Origin of the sequence: Rothia sp. ZJ932 (assembly GCF_016924835.1) — a bacterium.
In the GTDB taxonomy this organism is placed as follows: domain Bacteria; phylum Actinomycetota; class Actinomycetes; order Actinomycetales; family Micrococcaceae; genus Rothia.
Window position 1 is genome coordinate 2,096,245 of sequence record NZ_CP070480.1, and the last position, 18,976, is coordinate 2,115,220.

Annotated in this window: 17 protein-coding genes and 1 pseudogene; 8 read left to right on the forward strand and 10 right to left on the reverse strand. The window is 56.4% G+C overall.

Annotated elements, in window-relative coordinates:
- Nucleotides 1-778: 778 nt before the first annotated feature.
- From JR346_RS10535 to JR346_RS09590, 5 genes and pseudogenes are all read left to right on the forward strand, one after another.
- Nucleotides 779-910: pseudogene (locus JR346_RS10535) on the forward strand (transposase family protein); the annotation flags it as partial.
- Between the two features lie 60 nt (nt 911-970).
- The gene (locus tag JR346_RS09575) at nt 971-1,435 is read left to right on the forward strand and encodes a transposase family protein (protein ID WP_255521949.1); all 465 of its coding nucleotides are present in this window, start codon (nt 971-973) and stop codon (nt 1,433-1,435) included.
- Nucleotides 1,436-1,662: 227 nt separating this feature from the next.
- Entirely contained in the window at nt 1,663-2,832 is a 1,170-nt protein-coding gene (locus JR346_RS09580) for an MFS transporter (protein ID WP_204878100.1), read from the forward strand.
- 104 nt (nt 2,833-2,936) lie between these two features.
- On the forward strand, nt 2,937-3,926 hold the full coding sequence (locus JR346_RS09585) for a glycosyltransferase family 2 protein (protein WP_240333945.1): 990 nt from the start codon (nt 2,937-2,939) through the stop codon (nt 3,924-3,926).
- 4 nt (nt 3,927-3,930) lie between these two features.
- Nucleotides 3,931-5,298, forward strand: a complete 1,368-nt coding sequence (locus JR346_RS09590) for a polysaccharide pyruvyl transferase family protein (RefSeq protein WP_204878099.1) — start codon at nt 3,931-3,933, stop codon at nt 5,296-5,298.
- 76 nt (nt 5,299-5,374) lie between these two features.
- Here JR346_RS09590 and JR346_RS09595 read toward each other — a convergent pair whose 3' ends face one another.
- Nucleotides 5,375-6,664, reverse strand: a complete 1,290-nt coding sequence (locus tag JR346_RS09595; protein WP_204878098.1) for an adenylosuccinate synthase — start codon at nt 6,662-6,664, stop codon at nt 5,375-5,377.
- Between the two features lie 419 nt (nt 6,665-7,083).
- Between JR346_RS09595 and JR346_RS09600 the strand changes: the two genes are divergently transcribed.
- Nucleotides 7,084-10,953, forward strand: coding sequence for a S8 family serine peptidase (locus JR346_RS09600; protein ID WP_205482365.1), 3,870 nt, complete (start codon nt 7,084-7,086; stop codon nt 10,951-10,953).
- A gap of 185 nt (nt 10,954-11,138) precedes the next feature.
- Here JR346_RS09600 and JR346_RS09605 read toward each other — a convergent pair whose 3' ends face one another.
- Nucleotides 11,139-11,636, reverse strand: a complete 498-nt coding sequence (locus JR346_RS09605) for a DUF4870 domain-containing protein (RefSeq protein WP_205482366.1) — start codon at nt 11,634-11,636, stop codon at nt 11,139-11,141.
- Nucleotides 11,637-11,780: 144 nt separating this feature from the next.
- Between JR346_RS09605 and nadE the strand changes: the two genes are divergently transcribed.
- Complete coding sequence (gene nadE, locus JR346_RS09610; protein WP_205482367.1) at nt 11,781-12,605, forward strand: ammonia-dependent NAD(+) synthetase; 825 nt, start codon at nt 11,781-11,783, stop codon at nt 12,603-12,605.
- Here nadE and JR346_RS09615 read toward each other — a convergent pair.
- On the reverse strand, nt 12,574-13,266 hold the full coding sequence (locus tag JR346_RS09615; RefSeq protein ID WP_205482368.1) for a phosphatase PAP2 family protein: 693 nt from the start codon (nt 13,264-13,266) through the stop codon (nt 12,574-12,576). The genes nadE and JR346_RS09615 overlap by 32 nt on opposite strands.
- Nucleotides 13,267-13,379: 113 nt before the next feature.
- Nucleotides 13,380-14,687, reverse strand: coding sequence for a M18 family aminopeptidase (locus JR346_RS09620; RefSeq protein ID WP_205482369.1), 1,308 nt, complete (start codon nt 14,685-14,687; stop codon nt 13,380-13,382).
- Nucleotides 14,688-14,796: 109 nt separating this feature from the next.
- Here JR346_RS09620 and JR346_RS09625 point away from each other — a divergent pair, with 109 nt between their 5' ends.
- Complete coding sequence (locus JR346_RS09625; RefSeq protein ID WP_205482370.1) at nt 14,797-14,967, forward strand: hypothetical protein; 171 nt, start codon at nt 14,797-14,799, stop codon at nt 14,965-14,967.
- Between the two features lie 28 nt (nt 14,968-14,995).
- Here the strand turns inward: JR346_RS09625 and JR346_RS09630 are convergent, their stop codons facing one another.
- The 6 genes from JR346_RS09630 to JR346_RS09655 all read right to left on the reverse strand — a co-directional run bounded on the left by JR346_RS09630 (nt 14,996) and on the right by JR346_RS09655 (nt 18,910).
- Nucleotides 14,996-16,159, reverse strand: a complete 1,164-nt coding sequence (locus JR346_RS09630; RefSeq protein ID WP_205482371.1) for a CPBP family intramembrane glutamic endopeptidase — start codon at nt 16,157-16,159, stop codon at nt 14,996-14,998.
- A gap of 10 nt (nt 16,160-16,169) precedes the next feature.
- Nucleotides 16,170-16,313: a hypothetical protein gene (locus JR346_RS09635; protein WP_204878090.1), complete on the reverse strand. Its 144-nt coding sequence runs from the start codon at nt 16,311-16,313 to the stop codon at nt 16,170-16,172.
- A complete protein-coding gene (locus JR346_RS09640; RefSeq protein ID WP_205482372.1) occupies nt 16,300-16,506 on the reverse strand; it encodes a hypothetical protein in 207 nt (68 codons plus the stop codon). Before JR346_RS09640 ends, JR346_RS09635 begins: the two co-directional genes overlap by 14 nt.
- A 50-nt stretch (nt 16,507-16,556) precedes the next feature.
- Nucleotides 16,557-17,612 carry a glycosyltransferase 87 family protein gene (locus tag JR346_RS09645; RefSeq protein WP_370592582.1) on the reverse strand — a complete coding sequence of 352 codons (1,056 nt, stop codon included), beginning with the start codon at nt 17,610-17,612 and terminating at the stop codon, nt 16,557-16,559.
- Between the two features lie 208 nt (nt 17,613-17,820).
- A complete protein-coding gene (locus tag JR346_RS09650) occupies nt 17,821-18,303 on the reverse strand; it encodes a hypothetical protein (protein ID WP_205482374.1) in 483 nt (160 codons plus the stop codon).
- 106 nt (nt 18,304-18,409) lie between these two features.
- The gene (locus JR346_RS09655) at nt 18,410-18,910 is read right to left on the reverse strand and encodes a DUF456 domain-containing protein (protein ID WP_205482375.1); all 501 of its coding nucleotides are present in this window, start codon (nt 18,908-18,910) and stop codon (nt 18,410-18,412) included.
- Nucleotides 18,911-18,976 lie beyond the last annotated feature (66 nt).

Genomic DNA, 18,976 nt, shown 5'->3' on the forward strand with positions numbered 1-18,976 from the left:
AGTAGAACTTCCTAAGTCATTCAATGCATGAGGTGTGACAGAAAAACGGCAACCAAACCCCAAGAGCTTGCGAACAAAAAACGTGAAACGCGCTGCCGATTTCTAGTCCGAAAAACTTTTCGCGGTTACGCACACAAGACCAGTGCGCCTGTGCAAAAAACCGGCGTGAACCTGTGAGGAACGAACAAGGGAGGGGCACGGCTGGGTTTTTGCACGGGTGAATGCGTCGCCTGTAGCGCAACCGAACAAGAGCTACTAGGGGTTAGGGGTTTGCTCTTGTGCTTTGAGAACCTTATGCGCAGTAGGACGCGGGCACTTTCCCACCAGCACCCCTTTCCATGCGAGTTCTTCAAGGTCTACCCCGTAATTCTTGGAAGGTCATTTCTAAATCATCAAAGAAAGCACCCATCAGCGGGTCGGCTCCTTGGTTTACTCGTTCGCGCCATGGTGAGAGCATCAGCGCCAGTTGTTCCACAACCGGGGGATTTTTTAACAGATTAGACAGTCACACCTCTTGCGCCCAATGACTTAGGAAGTACTGAGGCTTATTCAAAAGTAGGAGCACACCCCACACCCACCAACTAGACAACGGCCCCACCAGCGGCAAAAATATGAGCGTTAAATCTCTACAAATAACCTCAAGCCAAACCGGAAAAGACCGTTGCCCCACCAACGTACAACCGGGCTAACAGCTACGCAATTCACCACGCGACTACAAGCCCTGAACAACCACCTCACCTAGACAAAACCAAGAGGCAGACCGCCAGCGCTCACCCTAGCCCAAGGACTCAAAGCTACTTTGCTCTACCACCGACACAACCTCACCGAAGAACTCCTCGCAGCCCTCTACGGCGTATCCCAACCGACAGTTTCAAGAACCATCAACCGGATCGAGACGGCACTGGATAAAATCCTCAAACCACTCATCCAACCCTTAGAAAAAGCACTCAAAGCACCAGGGTCACTGGTCATCGACGGGACACTAATACCGGTCTGGAACTGGCGCTCACTAGGTAAAACCAACTTCTCTGGTAAGCATAAGCGGGCCGGGTGCAATCACCAGGTCATCTGCACCATCGACGGCAAGCTCCTGGTCATCACTGACCCGCTACCTGGTGCTCGGCACGATGCTTATGCCTTCAAAAAGCATGGTTTAGATAGGTACTTGGATGAGACAACCCTAGCCGATAAAGGCTACGTAGGTTTGGGGCTACTGGTACCAACCAAGCGCAAACCCGGGGTGAAGACATCGAAGGCTGTCAAGGACAATAATCGTGTGATTAACAGGGTGCGAGCTGTGGTGGAGCGTGTCATCGCGCAGATTAAGACCTGGCGTATTTTTCATACGGGTTTCCGGCGTCCTTTGGGTTCTTATGGGCGGGTGTTTTCTTCTGGTGCGTGGGTTGGTGTTTTATGCGGCCGGGAGGACTTTTGAATAACCCTCAAGGACTTATTTCTTAAAAGTTCTTAAGGGGTGGACATTTTAACACTAGGCACCAGAAGGGTGGGTAGGCCTATTGTGTTGAGCAGCAAAGACATTGGTTCTAGTCTACTTGAGGCGGTACTTTGGAAGCGCTCCTAGTATAGTGAACGGGGTTCTTTGCCCCGGTTTTATCTGCCGTTGAAAATGCTGCTGATGTTGTGAAGAGAGAAAGGGTGCCCGTGAAGGTTTTAAAGTACGACGGTATGCCCGCTATTGTTGCCACTTTTGCGCTGGCTATTAGCGGTCTGTCGCTTCTATTGCCAGCTACTCCTGCGTGGGTGGTAAGCGGCGGCGCGGGTTCTCTGGGTGCTGGTTTAACGACGGCGACGCTGATGGGGTGTACCGTTGCTACCCAGTTATGCATGCCGAGGATTCTGCGGCGGTGGGGGTGGACGCGCGTCCTCGTGACCGGTGCGCTGCTCATGGGTTTGCCCGCGCCCTTGCAGGCTTTCTCACCGAATCTGGGCCTGGTGCTGGTGAGCTCGGGGCTTCGCGGGGTTGGTTTCGGTATTTTGACAGTGTGCGCTTCAACCGCGCTGACGCTGTTGATTCCGGCGGAGGCACGCGGTCGAGCGGTAGGTTTGTACGGGCTGGCGGCGGCTGGTACGCAGATGATTTTGACGCCGTTGGCTCCCTGGCTGGTTGAGCTGTGGGGCTTTCGCCCGGTCTTGGTGCTGGGTGTTCTGCCTGCCCTGGGTGTTCCTTTTGCTTATAAGTTAGGCAAGCTGGTGGACGCCTTACCGCCGCAGCCTGTACGCGAGCGGCAAGCCGGTGGCAGCGTCCTGTCCCGTATTTGGCCGGCACTTCTCACTTTGACCCTGACCACAAGCGCGGGTGGTGCTTTCATGACATTCGCTGATCAGCTCTCACCGTCAGCCAGTGCAGCGGCGGTGGCGTTGCTGGTATTGACCGTTATGGCAACTCCCACCCGGTTGTACGGTGGAGGGCTGACAGATAGATTTGGTACCCGCGTACTAATGTCGCCGGTGTTGGCGCTCACCGCGGTGGGCTTATTGCTCATTAGTTTTTCTACGCGAGAACCTACCCCTGATTCCCGTTTGGTATTGCTGCTGGGCGGGGTGTTGCTGTTGGGCTTTGGGTACGGTTTCTTGCAGAGCGTTACGATGGTACGAGCTTTCGCGGATTCCGAGGGTGAGACAACCCGCGCGTCCGTGGCGTGGAACGTTAATTTCGATGTGGGCACCGGGTTAGGCGGGCTCATGTTGGGTGCGTTGATGCAGGTTTCTACTGCCTCTACCGCCTGGTTGCTGTGGGCAGCGTTGCTGCTTGTGACAGCTGTGTTACTGGGGTTCAAGGACGCGCGCGAGCGACAGAGCGCCGGGCGGTAGTACCTCTAGGGAATACGTGCCCCCCTGCTGAAAGCACTCCCCGTTGTTGATTACCTAACCGGCACCGCTACGTCACCAACCGCCTTTTCAGGTACGGTTATGAGGTGATTATTTCTACCGTTGCCATCATTGTTCGTACTAAAGATCGCCCTACGTTTTTGACTCGCGCGCTGGCTAATATCGCGGCGCAGACCTACCCGCATTACAATGTGGTGGTGGTCAATGACGGTGGCGCTACTGCTCCCGTTGATCGAATTGTCGCTACTGCTGGGCTGGGTGAAAAAGTTCAGGTTCTTCACCGCGAGGTCAGTGAGGGCATGGAGGCTGCTTCTAATGCTGGCATCCGTGCCAGCGCCTCAGACTACATCGCTATTCACGATGACGATGACCTGTGGGAGCCCACCTTCCTTGAAAAGACCGTGGCTCGCCTTGAGCAGACAGGCGCGGCGATGGTGACGGTTCGTATCGATGAGTATTTTGAGCGCATCACGGACGCGGGCATCTTCAAACATTTAGATTCGCGTCCTTTCTGGGGTTTCATTCAGGGCGTTCATTTGCACGATCTTTTCCGCATTAACCGGGCTGTTCCTATCGGCATTTTGCACAGGCGTTCCCTGCACGATGAGCTGGGCTATTACGAGGAGTCCCTACCTGTGGTGGGTGACTGGGAGTTCAACCTGCGCGTAGCTCAGCGCTACCCCGTGGAGTTCGTCGATGAGAACCTTGCCCACTGGTCTAAGCGGGTCAATGCTACCGGCGCGAACGCTAATAGTACGGTGGCTGGTTTTGATGCGCACCGCCATTACGATGCGTGCGTTCGTGAAGAAGCGGTGCGCGACCATCTGACATCGGGTGGTCACGCTGGTCCTTACCTTTTTGCTGCCAACCTCGCTAACGAGGTCCAGGGCGCGGTAGATGAGGCACACGCGAGCGTGCGTGCCTCCGCCGGGGAAACCGCTGATATGCTGCGCGGTGTCAGTGAGAAACTTGATCGCATTGAGCACGCCCAGCGTGAGCAGGCAGAACGTCTTGCCCGCATTGAGAAAGCACTATCGGTTAAAGACCGCGTTCGGTCAGTTCTGAAGCGGGGTTAGTCGCATGAAGATTCTGGTTCTTTCAGATATGGGTCAGCAGACCTATCATGTGGGTGATGAGGCGATGGGCATCGCTGCTGCCGATGAGATGATCAGCCGCGGGCATGAGGTTGTTTTTCTGACCCGTTCCACTGAGCATTCTCAGCGTTTTGTGGGCGCCGGCGATTACCACCCCACTCTGCCCTTCCCCTGGCCCCCGGCTGATCGCGAGCGATACCTTGCCGACCTGATTCGCTTTGTGGAGGGCGAGCGTGATTTCACCTTCCCTGAGACTGAAGCTGATTACACCCGTTTTGTAGAGGGCGTTGCAGAGGCGGATGCTGTGCTGTTGGCTGGCGGTGGCAACATGAACTCCCGCTACGGCTGGCTACTCTATGAGCGCGTGGCGCTGCTGAGCGTAGCCCACCATCTGGGTAAGCCGGTGGTTGTTTCCGGTCAGTCGCTGGGTCCGGTTCTTTCCGGGCACGACGCAGGGGTTTTGGCATCCGCTCTTAGCCAGGTTGATGTGGTGAGTATGCGTGAGGTTACCTCTTTCACCTGGTGCCGCACGCGCGGTATCGCCGCTCTTGCAGGTCTTGATGATGCGACTTTCTATGAGCCGGGCGAGCGCCGTCTGCCCGGTGAAGGCGAGCTTTACCTGCCAGAGGACTACCTCTCGGTGACCTTCAACCATCTGAGCGATGAGCAGGTGGAAGCGGCGGCGCAGTTGCTAGATCGCGCGTCTGAAGAGCTTGGTCTTGCCCCGGTTTTCGTTCCTCACATGGGGGATCCTGCCCTGGGCAATGGTGATGTTGTCTTGCACCAGCGCATTGCCGAACGCATGAAGGCACGTTCCACGGTTCTGCCCATGGTTCACGCTGATACGGCGGTTCGGGTGCATCGCGGGGCTGCCCTCGTGCTGACTACCCGCTACCACCCGGCAGTTCTAGCGCTTGCCTACGGGGTTCCGGCGTTGGGTCTACTGCCCGATGCTTTCACTGATATCCGCTTGGGCGGGGCGCTTTCCCACTATGGTTTAGAGGATTTCGCGCTGGCTCTTGACTTGCTGGATTCCCCCCATGCGGTCTTTGATGCCCTGGCGGAGCTTCACTCCCGCAGAGCAGAGCTGTCAGCGGCTTTAACCAGCCGTGGTGAGCAGCTACGTCTCTTTCAGAAGAAGTGGTGGGACGCCGTGGCGGCAACTTTGACAGGTGCTGAGGCTGACCTGCCGATTCTGCAACCGGCAGCCCCGCTCAGCTCCAGCTCTCAGGACGCGTCCGGCACCTGGCGTCAGTTCAACGAGCTGTTGCGCCCAGTAGCGCGCAGACTCTCCTTTGAGGCGCAGACCGCAGAAGCTGAGTTTGATAGGGCACAATCCTACAATCGCAGGTAAAAGCCCTGCCCAAAAATCCCATAAAAATGCCCGGTGCTTCTAAAGTAGAAGCACCGGGCATTCTGGTATCAACGATTTAGTCTTCGATTAGATCGCGCACCACAATGGTCTGCTCGCGACCGGGGCCAACACCAATCGCCGAAATACGGCAACCCGAGATTTCTTCGAGCTTCTCCACGTACTTACGCGCATTTTTGGGCAGCTCGTCCAGAGTCTTAGCGTTGGTGATATCTTCTGTCCAACCTGGGAAGTACTCGTAGATGGGCTTAGCGTGGTGGAAGTCCGACTGGGTCATGGGCATCTCGTCGTGACGCACGCCGTCCACATCGTAGGCAACACAAACAGGAATCTGTTCCAAGCCGGTGAGAACATCCAGCTTGGTGATGAAGAGGTCAGTGAAACCGTTGATGCGCACAGCCTGACGTGCCAGCACCGCGTCGTACCAGCCACAGCGGCGGGGGCGACCGGTGTTCACACCGAATTCGCCGCCAGTCTTCTGCAAAAATTCGCCCATCTCGTCAAAGAGTTCGGTGGGGAAGGGACCCGCGCCCACGCGGGTGGTGTATGCCTTCTGAATACCAATGACGCGGGAAATGCGGGTGGGGCCAATGCCCGAACCTACGGACGCACCGCCAGCAGTTGGGTTGGAAGAGGTGACAAAGGGGTAGGTGCCGTGGTCAACGTCCAAGAAAGTTGCCTGACCGCCTTCCATGAGCAGGTTCTTGCCTTCATCGAGCGCATCGTTCAGTAGCTGGGTTGATTCAACAATCATGGGTGCCAGACGGTCGGCGAAGCTCATGAAGTACTCAACGATTTCTTCGACCTCAACGTGGTGGCGGTTGTAGACTTTCACCAGCAGTTCGTTCTTCTGACGCAGAGCGCCCTCAACCTTCTGGCGCAGAATCGACTCGTCGAGGATGTCCTGAACGCGAATACCCAGACGTCCGACCTTGTCCATGTAAGCGGGACCAATGCCACGACCGGTAGTACCGATAGCGCGCTTACCCAAGAAACGCTCGGTAACCTTGTCCATGGTCTGATGGTAGGGGGCAACTAGGTGAGCATTCGCTGAAATCTTCAGCTTAGAGGTGTCAGCACCGCGGGCTTCAAGACCGTCGATTTCCTCAAAGAGAGCCTCGGGGTTCACGACCACGCCGTTACCAATCACGGGCACAGCGTTTTCAGAAAGAATACCCGCCGGAAGGAGCTTCAGCTCAAACTTCTGACCGTTCACCACAACAGTATGGCCCGCATTGTTGCCGCCGTTGGGCTTCACCACGTAATCGACGCGTCCACCCAGTAGGTCGGTAGCTTTACCTTTGCCTTCATCGCCCCACTGGGCGCCTACAATCACAATCGCTGGCATAAAAAGAATTACTCCTAATGGAAGGTCTCACCTGCCGGGTTTCACGGCGGTGGGGCGCGCCTCCCCTTGCGTAATAATGTGTGGTTCGAGGAATAAGCCTTCTCTTGCTTGAGCGCACCATCCACCAGTTTACCCGGCAGAGGGGCGCGGAGCTATCTTTTAGTGTGGCGGCTGGATTTGTGACGGGTGCAGACCCCAATATCTCACAGTTCGAAACCGTTCGGCACAGACCCCGTTCTCCGATTCTCCCCCGCTAAGATGCCGGTTATCGCGTAATAATTACGTCACGAGGGATTTTGTACAAATTTAACGTATTATTCAAGATAACCATGACGCCAACCACACTCTAATGACCCCCATCATGAGAGAGCGTCACGGGCATTCACACCATCCATTCGGTCTTTGATCAAAGGAGATTCATGAACTACCGTCGCAAGAAGGCAGCACGCGCTGGCGCGTCTGCCCTGCTGGGGTTCTCCCTGGCACTGCCGCTCGCAGTAGCACCCGGAGCATCCGCCGCAGAACTGCCTCACACCCAGGAATCCATTGCACAGTCTGCAGCAACCAGTGGAAAAATCAGCGCCAACCTTAAGAACACCGAAGGCAACATCAGCGTCTTCGTGAAGTTCAAGGGCGAAGGTGCTTACCGTGCTACCCAGCCCAAGGACGTCCTCGATGGCTCACGCGAACCCGTAGCAGCGGTTAATCGCGTACAGCAGATTGAGCGAGCCGTTCAGTCACAGGCAGCGCAGGTTGCCGATCAGTCATCAGGCAAGATTCTTTACACCACCCACAACACCGTACGAGGCGTAGCACTCTCCGGCGATGCGCAGGCACTGATTGATCTGGCGAACCGCAGCGACGTTGAAAGCATCGCCCGCATTATTCCTAAGGAACGCAACAACGGTGGCACCGTTATCGACACCGAGGCTATCAATACCTGGACCCAGACCGGCAAAACCGGTAAGGACGTCAAGGTAGCAGTCATCGACACCGGTATTGACTACACCCACGCAACCTTCGGCGGCCCCGGTACTGATGCAGCCTACAAGAGCGCAAAGAACTCCACCGATCTTCCGGCACAGAACGCTAAACTCTACGATCCCAAAAAGTTCATCGGTGGCTACGATTTTGCAGGCGATAGCTATGACGGATCCAATGACGCTCAGCCTGATGGCAACCCGCTTGACTGCGAAATTGCAGGTCACGGCACCCACGTTGGTGGCACCGCTGTAGGCTACGGCGTGAACGCTGACGGTTCAACTTTTGACGGGGATTACACCAAGCTCTCCGCCAAGGACGTTCAGGGCATGAAGATCGGCCCAGGTTCAGCACCAGAAGCTCAGCTGTTGGGCTTCCGCGTCTTTGGTTGTGAAGGTTCAACCAACCTCACCGGTCAGGCGCTGGACGCCTCACTTGACCCCAACGGTGACGGTGACTTCTCAGACCGCGCAGACGTCGTTAACCTGTCACTGGGCTCTGACTTCGGACCCGTTGACGATCCTGAAAACGAGATCATGGACTCCCTCTACCGCAACGGTGTTCTCACCGTTGTAGCAGCGGGTAACGCTAACAGCTACCAGGGTGTTGGTGATACCTACTCCATTTTGGGCACCCCCGGCAACACTGTTTCCTCTTTGACCGTAGCCAACTCTATTGGTTCAAACGCTTACAGGGACAAAGCTGAAATTCTTGCACCCTCCGACATTGCAGGTGAGGTAGCAGGCGACTACAGCGTTAACTTCGATTACGATGCAGCAACCGAAGAACAGCTCACCGGTGAAGTTGTTATGACCACCGCAGACAACCCCTACGCTTGTGATGAGTACGGCCCCGATGTTGATTTCGGTGGCAAGTGGGTTTTCATTGACTGGTCTGATGAAACCGGCGACTACCCCTGTGGTTCAGGCGTCCGCTTCGATAACATCGCTAAAGCAGGCGGTAAGGGCGTAGTACTGGCTTCTCAGGTTCTGCTGGAAAACGCGGGTATCGCAGGTAATAAGACTATCCCCGGCATCCGTATCAACTCACAGAACGCCGAAAAGGTGCGTGAAGCTGTCATCAAGGGCGGCGTGAGAATCAAGCTTGATCCCGAATCCATCGGTGTAGCCGCGATTGAAACCGGTAAGCTCGACACCTTGAACCCCTCCACCGCACGTGGTCAGCACGGTTCACAGGGCTTCACCAAGCCCGACGTCGCAGCATCGGGTACCTCCATCAAATCAGCAGCGGTAGCAGGCGGCAATAAGCCTGCTGTCATGACCGGCACCTCTATGGCTGCACCCCACGTAGCCGGTATCGCCGCGCTGGTAGCTGAAGCTCACCCGGAGTACTCACCTGCTAACATCAAGGCAGCCATTATGAATACCGCGCACCACGATCTTCGTGACGAAGAAGGAGACATCTTCTCCGTTGAGCGTGTAGGTTCCGGTCGCATCGACGCGAAGGACGCTGTAGACACAGACGTCCTGCTGTACAACTCAGACCGCCCCGAGCAGGTCTCAACCAGCTTCGGCGTTGTTGAGTTGGCACCCAACGAAACCAAAACTTTCACTCGCAACTTCACTGTTGAGAACCGTGGCGAATCAGCACGCACCTTCGCTGTAGATTTCGCAACCAGTTCAGAGCTTCAGGGCGTTACTATCTCAGCCCCTGAAACCGTTACTGTTGGCGCTAACAACAACGCTACCGTCACCGTGACCGTCACCGTTAACGGTGCCGAACTGGCTAAGCAGCTTGACCCTGCGACCCTCGAATCGCACTCCCAAATTGCTCGCCAGTACATCTCGACCCTCTCAAGCCGCATCCTGCTCACCGACGGTGACTTCCAGTTGCGCGCGCCCGTCCAAATTGCGCCTAAACCCGTCTCGAACATGAGCGCTCAGGCTCCCACCTTCACCGGCGCGGAGAACGCAGCTCGCGTTAAACTGACCGGCGAAGCTCTGAATCAGAACGGTTACATTTCAGCACTAGGTGCTTTCCAGCTAGGCGAGAAGAGCCCCCGCATTCCTACCCATTCACTGGGAATCGCATCTGCCCAGGCAGTAGATATTCAGTACGTGGGTGCAAACTCAACTATCCCCGCGCAGCTTGCCACCGGCAACACTAACGCTGACCCTTTCTTGAACTTCGGCATTTCATCTTGGGCTAACTGGGAGACTTTCAGTCGCAGCCTCAACTACGAGATTGACATCGACCTCGATAACGATGACAACCCCGAGTACATCGTTTCTACCGGTCGCATCGCCGGTGTTGATTACCCCATTGCCCGCCTCTACAAGCGTCAGGCAAACGGTCAGTTCGTTTCCATTGATGCACAGGCTATCAACAGTGTAACCGGTGAAGTAGATACCAACCTCATGGACACCAACACCATGGTTGTTCCTGTGAACCTCGCCAAGATGAACCTCAGCGCCCAAGAAGCGGCTAACCTGCGTTACGCCGTCTTCAGCTCAGCGGCAGGCGTCGATGGCCTGGTTGATAGCACCGGTTGGATCTCATACAACCCTGCAGCACCCGACCTTGCCTTCGGCGCAGATAAGGTTGTAGGCAGCTCAGCTCTCTTTGCTGATTCACCCGAAACTGAGCTGACCGCTTACCGTGCCCGCAAGAGCGATGCTCAGGCACTGTTCTTGCACATGCACAATGGAACCGGCAACCTCTCGGGTATCCGTGCAGGTGAAGATGGCGCTAAGGCTGAGGTTGTAGACATTGAGACCAAGACTCTCACTTACGACCCCCGCTTCACTGACGTTCCCGCTGAACACATGTTCCATGAGGAGATCTCATGGCTAGCGACCCGCGGCATCACCAACGGTTGGGCTGACGGCACCTTCCGCCCCGACGCTCCCGTTGAACGCGCCGCAATGGCAGCATTCTTCTACCGTCTCGCTGGCTCACCCCAGTTCACGGTATCTACCAACTCACCGTTCACCGATGTGCCCACCACCCACCCCTTCTACAAGGAAATTTCGTGGATGGCTGAGCAGGGTATCACCACAGGTTGGGCTGACGGCACCTTCCGCCCCGACGCTCCCGTTGAACGCGCCGCAATGGCAGCATTCTTCTACCGTCTCGCTGGCTCACCCGACACCGCAGCACCTGCCAATAATGTCTTCGCAGACGTGAGCGCTAATCACCAGTTTGCTACTGAGATTAGCTGGCTGTCTGAGCAAGGCATCACCAACGGCTGGGATGACAACACCTACCGCCCCGACCTCAGCATTGAGCGCGGCGCGATGGCAGCATTCGTCTACCGCTACGACAAGAACGTACTGGCTAAGCGCTAAAACGCGAACCACCGTATAGGTTCTTTTCGCAGGTAGTAGCGAGGGGTCGCGTCCGTCAGTTTTCTGATGGACGCGACCCCTCCTTTGTCTTGTGCTCAAGAAGGTTGCTTTCTCACCAACAACGCAGGACGCGCCCCCTGTTCTCACCGCCGAGAACAGGGGCGCGTCCTGGTGGTTTTTGCAGCTTAGTTGAGTACCTTCATCTGCAGCGGGTAAGTGTAGAACTCACCGTTGTTGGTTTTGATGGCAGCAAGAATATGAATCACCAGCATAGCGATTCCGGTGACCAGGTAGATCGGCCAGACAACAAAAGCTGCAACGCCCAAGGTGACGATGATGGAGATATTAGCGATCATGTTGATGATCCACATGGTGAAGCTGAAGTTGAAAGCACCAGCGGCGGTTGCGCGAAGGTAACCGTAGCCGGGCTTGTCTTTGTAAATAAACCAAAAAATCAGCGGCACAGCGAAGCCCAAAAGAGTACCGCTGAGATAGGTGGCGGCGAGGGTGCCAACATGAATCAGGAGGGCGAGGCTCTTAGTATCAGCGGGCATACCGTTAAAAGCACCGCCCTGATGAGGCATCCGATGTTCGAAGCCGGGCTGAGAGTAACCGGGCTGCCCGTATACAGGGTGCGGCTGAGTTGGCTGCTCAGGATTGTGGTTATAAGGGTTCTGGGTCATCGTCTCTTTTCTTTCTCTGTACCGTCTGTGATACTTACAGCCTACGTGGTGAAGACATAGCTCACCAGAATAAAGCGTAAAGAGTAGAGTCAGCTCTACCGAACAAGGTGTTATTGCCCGACTCACACCGCTAAGATGGTGAGCATGAGCGAACTTCAACAGCAGATTGTTGCCCACATGGGCGTTAAACCAGAGATTGATGCCCCCGAAGAGATTCGTAAGCGCGTGCAGTTTTTGTGCGATTACCTCAAGGCGAGCCACACACAGGGGTTTGTGTTGGGTATCAGCGGCGGCGTTGATTCCACCCTTACCGGACGTCTGTGCCAGCTCGCGGTAGAGGAGCTTGCCTTTGAAGGTATTGACGCTGATTTCGTGGCTGTTCGTTTGCCCTATAAGGTGCAAGCTGATGAGGATGACGCCCAGGCGGCACTGGATTTCATCATGCCCAAGACCACCGTTACTTATAACATTGGGCAAGCTGTGGACGGTTTCGCTGACGCTTTTGAAGACGCCACCGGGCGCACCATCGGTGATTTCAATAAGGGCAATGTCAAAGCGCGTGCGCGCATGATTGCCCAGTACGCACTGGCTGGTGAAAAGAACCTGCTGGTGGTAGGTACCGACCACGCAGCTGAGAACATCACCGGTTTCTTCACCAAGTTCGGTGACGGTGGCGCCGACGTGCTGCCCCTCGCTGGTTTGAACAAGCGCCAGAACCGGCAGCTGCTGAAGACTCTGGGCGCGAAAGAGCGGCTCTGGGTGAAGGCTCCCACTGCTGATTTGCTTGACGGAAACCCTGGGCGCACTGACGAGGACGAGCTCGGCATCACCTACGACCAGATTGATGACTACCTCGAAGGTAAGCAGATTGACCCCGCCGCAGCCGAAGCGCTCGAAACCAAATATCTGCGCTCACGCCACAAGCGCGTCCTACCCGTTACACCGGCTGACGACTGGTACAAGAGCTAGGTGATTTACAGAGGGTACCCGGTGTACGCCCGCTAATGACTTCGGGAAAGACCGCGTACCCCAGTAGCGTGATGCAAGCTCCCAGTAAGATGCCCGCCAGCACGTCGGTTCCCCAGTGTACTCCTGCGTAGATGCGGCTGGCGGCGACAGCAAGTATCAGTATGCCCGCAGTAACACCGGTCAGGACGCGCGCTGTACGACCCATGAGGGCGTAGGCGGCGAGGTAGATGCCTAGGCTCAGGGCTGTTATACCGGTGGCATGCCCCGAAGGAAAAGAGTAAGCATACTCAGGTACCAGGTGGAATTCCTCTGCCGGGCGCAAACGGTCAATAATGCGTTTGATGACCCACATGAGCCCCGGTGCCACCACCATGCCACATGCAATAGTGAAAAAGGGCTTTGCAGACCGGTGTGCCCGGCTCAGCGCTATAGCGGCAACGGTTGCGTAGATTGTTTGCGGTACCGTGTTGAAGGCCTGCGTGAAGCGCGCCACCAGGGGGTTGAGCGCGTCCGCTCTCTCGCTGATGGCGAGGTGCCACAGCCACTGGTCAAAAAGGTTGTCGTGGTTGGTGAGCACGATAAAACTTGTAATTACACAGAAAATCAGCGCGCAGGTGAGGCCGGTCAGCAGCAGGCGGCGGCGCAAGGTGGAATCGGGCATTGTTCTAGTCTAGCCCGCTCCACAAAGTATTCCGCTACGGTGAAAGTACCCGCGCTAAAGACAGTACTTTCACCGTAAGCCCGTACTTTTTTGCATCCCTACGGATGCTACCCCTACAGCGCAAAGAATCCCTCGATGGCGCGGGTTAGGTAGGCGACGTCGTCCACGTGGCACATTTCGCGCGCGGAGTGCATCGAGAGTAGCCCCAGACCTACGTCCACGGTGCGAATGCCCAGGCGGGTTGCGGTAATGGGGCCGATGGTTGAACCGCACGGAACATTATTGTTTGAAACGAACTCCTGGTAGGGAACCCCCGCTTTCTGGCAGGCGAGCGCGAAGGTTCCTGCACCGAGCGCGTCCGTGGCGTAGCGCTGGTTGGCGTTGATTTTTAGTAGGGGTCCGGCTGCTGGTGCGGGGCGGACGCGCGGGTCATGGTGACCTGCGTAGTTGGGGTGTAACAGGTGACCGGCGTCCGATGAGAGGCAGAAGGATTCTGCGATGGATCGTCGGTGTTCTTCGGTGCTTTCCCCGCGGGCTGCGCTCAGGCGTACCAGGATGTCTTCGAGGAAGGACCCGGCGGCACCTGATCGGGATTCCGAGCCGATTTCTTCGTGGTCGAAGGCGGCGAGTATGACAGTGTGCTGGGCGCTAGCGTAGGCGTCGGACGCGGTGAAGCGGGTGAGAGCGGTGAGTCCGGCGTGTACCGATGAAAGATTGTCGAGGCGTCCTGATGCGAAGAATTCTTGGTTTTCGCCAAAGACGCGGGGGGCTTGGGTGTCTGCTAGTAGCAGGTCGTAGCCGACGATTTTTTCGGGGTCGATAGCGCCGTTTTCGGTGTGTGAAGCAAGGTAGCCTAGGACGTCGCCGGTGGAGTCCCCCGCGCCCCAGACGGGGTAGATGTTGCCCTGTTTATCGAGTTTGAGACCGTTGTTGGCGTCGCGGTCGAGGTGGATTGCAAGCTGCGGTATGCGAGCGACCGGCGCGGTTTTCACCAGATGTGAGGTAAGGGTGCCGTCGATGGCGGTGACGAGTCGCCCGGCGATGCAGAGCTCGCGGTCGAGCCACGAGTTTAGCAGCGGGCCGCCATAGACTTCTACGCCCACTTGGTTCCAGGTGAAGGAACGCACCGAGGATTGGGGTTTGAGCTTGAAAGAAGGCGAGTCAGTGTGTGCCCCCAAGATGCGATAGCCGGAGGCTTTTGCGGCAGTGGGCGCGCCTGCCCAGGCGATGATGGCGCCGTCACGCACCACGTAGTGCTTGCCGGTGGCAACGTCAAATGCCCACGCATCCTCTTCATTAAGGGCTGTAAAACCCGCTGTGTTCAGGCGACGCGCGGCTTCTGCTGCCGCGTGAAAGCTGGTGGGCGCTGCCTGCACAAAGCTGGCGAGGTCATCAATATTCTGAGCTGCATCAAAGGTCATGCTCCCCATTTTACGCCCCGCAACCTATCAGGTGTTGGTCACAAAGATACTGCCGAGAAGAGTTCGTCGGCGAAATACACCGGGTGAAAGATTCAAAGAGGTGTGTGCCGTGCATAAGATTGAAGGTAAGCATCCCGCTGCTGGAATGAGTATTATGAGCCCGCGTTTTAATCCTCCGCCCAGCCCATCATCCGGCTGGTGGGTGTTCGCGATTGACCGCTTGCGTCCTCGCCCCGTGATGCCAACAGCTGTGCAACTGGATTCAAAAGCGCCCATCTGAACATTTCAGATGGGCGCTTTCACATCGTTTATGATCCAATAACCGGCTGCTGATCTGCTGCCGGGCGGACGCGCTGGATCTTGCGTTTGCGGGCGGCAAACACCACCGCACCGGCAAAGATAAGTTCCATAGCGAACACGGTAAAGAAATCTGCGGGAGTAGAACCTGCGTTGGCGAAGGGATCAACTGTGCCCATGAGTCCTGAGAACATCGCCAGAACGTTGTTGATAACGTGCAGGGCGATAGCGGCTTCTAGTCCGCCGGTGTACCAGACTAAGAACCCAGCGGTGAGCCCCATACACAGCACAGAGAGCTGACCCCAGAGATCATAGCCGTGACCGAGCATGAATAGGGGCGCAGGCAGAATAATTGCCCATGCTGGATGCTTGAGCCAACGGCCGATGGTTTGCATCAGGTACCCGCGGAAAATAAGCTCTTCGGCGTAGCACTGAATGGGCACCAGGGTAATCAGCAGCACCAGATAGATCCACAGGGGGCTTGCCTGCTCCCGCCAAGGCTCAGTAGCTTCAGCTCCACCCATGAAAGGGGTGATAGCAAGCGGAACCAGCAAAAAGATGAGGGCAGCAATACCACCGCACAGCAGCATCCATCCCCACCGCAGGCGTCCAGCAACCGAATGAACCAGCCCCCACGGTTTCGGGCCTATGATGAGACGAGCCAGCCACATTGACGGGAACATCACCGCAATGGAAGCAAACAAGTAGGCGAACACCCAGGGGTTTTCAAAGGCTGCGGTGGTGAAGGCTTCCATCGCTTTAGACGGGTCGGTCTCTGAGAAAAGACTGGGGAAATCCGGCACCATGAACATCGCCGCGACAAGGGGAACGGTCAGCAGGGTCTGAAGAGCCAGAAAGATTCCCAGTCCGATAGCGCCTTCCACTAGCGGTTTCCACCAAGCATTTTTGGGGTCAGCAAAAGCGAGGCGGTGGTGGGGCAAAGGCCCGGGATTGTAGGGACGCGCAAAGGCGGGGTATTGCCCAGGGTGAGGTGCATTGGGCGGTAGCTGCCCGTTATACCCCACTGGGGTGTAGGGCGCGTTCGCTCCGGGAACGACCGCGGCGGGTACTCCATAGTTACCGGTTGTTGGTGGAGCTCCGGGCGGCTGGGCGGCAGCGCCGTTAGTAGCTGCGGAATCTTGTGCCCAGGGCACGTGGTCAGGGTTTGAACTCATACCTTTCACCCTAGCAAAACGAGTGCCTCTCCAGTGACGGGACGCTCGCTACCATCTCACAGTCGTCGCGGTGGTGTTCCCAAGCGGGGCTGGGGTCGCCCTCGGGCACCTTGCCGCTAATCGCATCGCCGTGGGTATTTTTAATGTCTACCATGATGAACTTTCCCTACTTTAGGATTCCGGTGAGTACGGCGATGGGGATGCTGATGTTGCCCCAGCATGACAATCAGGGCGTACACACCGGCAATGAGAATGCCCCATGAGCGTGCTTTTTCGCTGACGGTGACGCCGAAGTCGTAGACTACCGCCCACAGACCGTGTGCTAGGTGAAGGGAAGAGAACGACAATTGCGGCTAGGTAGACCAGTGAAATGAGGGGCGCTCTGGTGTATACAGCCTTATTTTGTTGCGATGTGCCGACGATGAATGAGGGCAGTGAGAATCCATAACATGACCGCCGCAAAGAGACAGATAATGGGTACGGACGAGACGATCAGCGCGGGTGCCGAAGCATCGTTAAGCCCCTGGTCACTACCGTGAATCCTGATCGCAATATTCATGGGCGAGATTGCCAGCCCTACAGCGGCAACCACCGTCAGGGCGTAAAAGACCCAGCGCACCCAGGTACGGGAATAAGCGAGGAAGGGGCGCGCGTCCACCCACAGAGTCATCATCAGCAGCGGCAACCAAATGTTGTGATGAGACCACGAAATCAGTGACATCATCATCATCAAAAAGGCGTTCAGGGAAATCTCGCTCAACACCATGCGACGGGAGTGCAACTTCGGCAGAAGATAAGCAACGCCCAGCAGCAGAGCCAGCGTCAGCGTGTACTGCAAGATTTTGAGCAGGGCGCCTTCGGGAATCCCCAGGTGCATGAGCCAGCCGAGAATCGAGATGTTGTCAGGGAAGTTTATATTACCCACGCGCGAAGGATCAGAAAGAGCTGAAAACCAAAACTCTTTCGCCTCTGCGGGCATCAGAATGAAACCCAACATCACGGTTGTAAAGAAGCTAATGCCTAGGGTGATAACGCCCTTAAAATCGCGGCGCATCAACAAAATCAGACCAAAAGCCAACGGGGTCAGCTTAATACCACCGGCGATACCAATCAGCACACCGCGCGGAATACGGCTTGCCGGGCGTAAAAGGTCCACCAGCACCAAAAGCATAATCAGCGGGTTAATCTGTACCAACCCCATCAACCCGCGACGCCACGGCCCCAGCACCAAAATGCCCGCAGTCATCAAGGCAATCGTTCCGGTGCGACCGATAAAGTGCTGGCAGGGAATCTCATACCCGCGAGCATTCACGTAATCGTAGATAAGGGTCGCGAGTAGCCACGCCACCGCGAAAGACAGCACCAGCACGCAAACCACCCCCAGCCAGCGGCACAAAAAGCTATCGCCGCAAAAGGCGGGTAGGTAAAGGGCAGCCAGAAATCCTCGCTCCACCGCACAATATCGGGAACATAGAGGTCCTTGGTAAACCCCTCGTTATCAAAAATAGTCATCGCGCCAGCGCGGTATACCGAAAAATCGAAGGCATCCAGCGTTAGTGTCTTGTACATGTGTTGGTATACCACCCAGGCAAGCAGGGCATAAGCCACGAAAGATAGCCATTTCTGGCTAGAAGTCACCCACAGGTTTGTACTCACGCCACTCACGAACGCGGTGCCTCAGTGGTATCGTGAGCACCCTGCGAAGATTGGGTAGGCTTAGCAACAGCAACTAATCGGGTACCCTGGGGTACTTTCTTCTTGTTCCTGCGCGGAGTGCGGGCGGGCGCGTCCGCCCCGGTGCTCTGGGGTACGGACGCGATGGCGAGGGCCAGTGAGACCACCAATAACCCCAAGGCAATGTAGTAAATGAGCTGAGTGGGGTAGAACCAGTACATGTCGGTGTACACGCCTAAACCGGTGAGCACTAGCAGAACCGCTCCGATACCCGCCAGCGCGTAGTGAATCGGGGTGAAGGTGCCTCGCACCGGGTTTTTGAACCCGATGTAGGCGGCGGCGAGCGCGAATAGGATCGGGAAGAAGACCTGCCCCCACATGGTAATGGAGTCGTTGGAGTAGCGGTAGATTCCTAGCGCTTGGATCACCGCGACGGCTAGTAAAAGAACGAGTGCTGGCAAAGATTTCACGTTGGCAAGTTTACCGCAGGCAGTGGAGCCTCTCCCTCTTGTGGTCGAGAGCGCATTTTAAGACATGTTATGCCGCGAAACCTGTATTTTTTTGTATTCTCGGCAGCTAGGGGGTCAGAAAGTAGGTGAGGGCACCAAGGATGAAGACGCTACCGGCGGTCAGGGCGCAGGCGAGTTCCACCAGTATGCCCAGTCCCATCGATTTGAGGGCTGCTACGGTATCGGGAATTGCTCTGCGCATATCGCCCTGACGCACAGACTCGCTGGTGTACAAACCCACCGCGAAGCCAATGAAGAGACCGACAATCGGAATCACAAACATCCCCACCACGGCACCAACGATGGCGAAGAGAATAGAGCGGTTGGGTATCTGATGCCTTTTCATGGTACGCCCGGTTAGCACTGCTTGGGCGGTCATACCGGCAAACATAATCAGCCCGCCGATAATAGCCACCGCCCATCCTTCAGGACCGCGCAGGGTCAGACCCCACGCGAGAATACCGGTGAGTACTGCCAGCGAGCCAGGCAGAATGGGGTACACAATGCCAACGATGCCAACAGCTATTAGCAGGACGGCAATGATGGTCATGATTACAGCGAGAGTCATGCTTTTTAGTGTAGAGGACGCGCTCCCCTGCCCCTGCGGCGGGTGGAGGTTTGTTGAGTGGGGCAG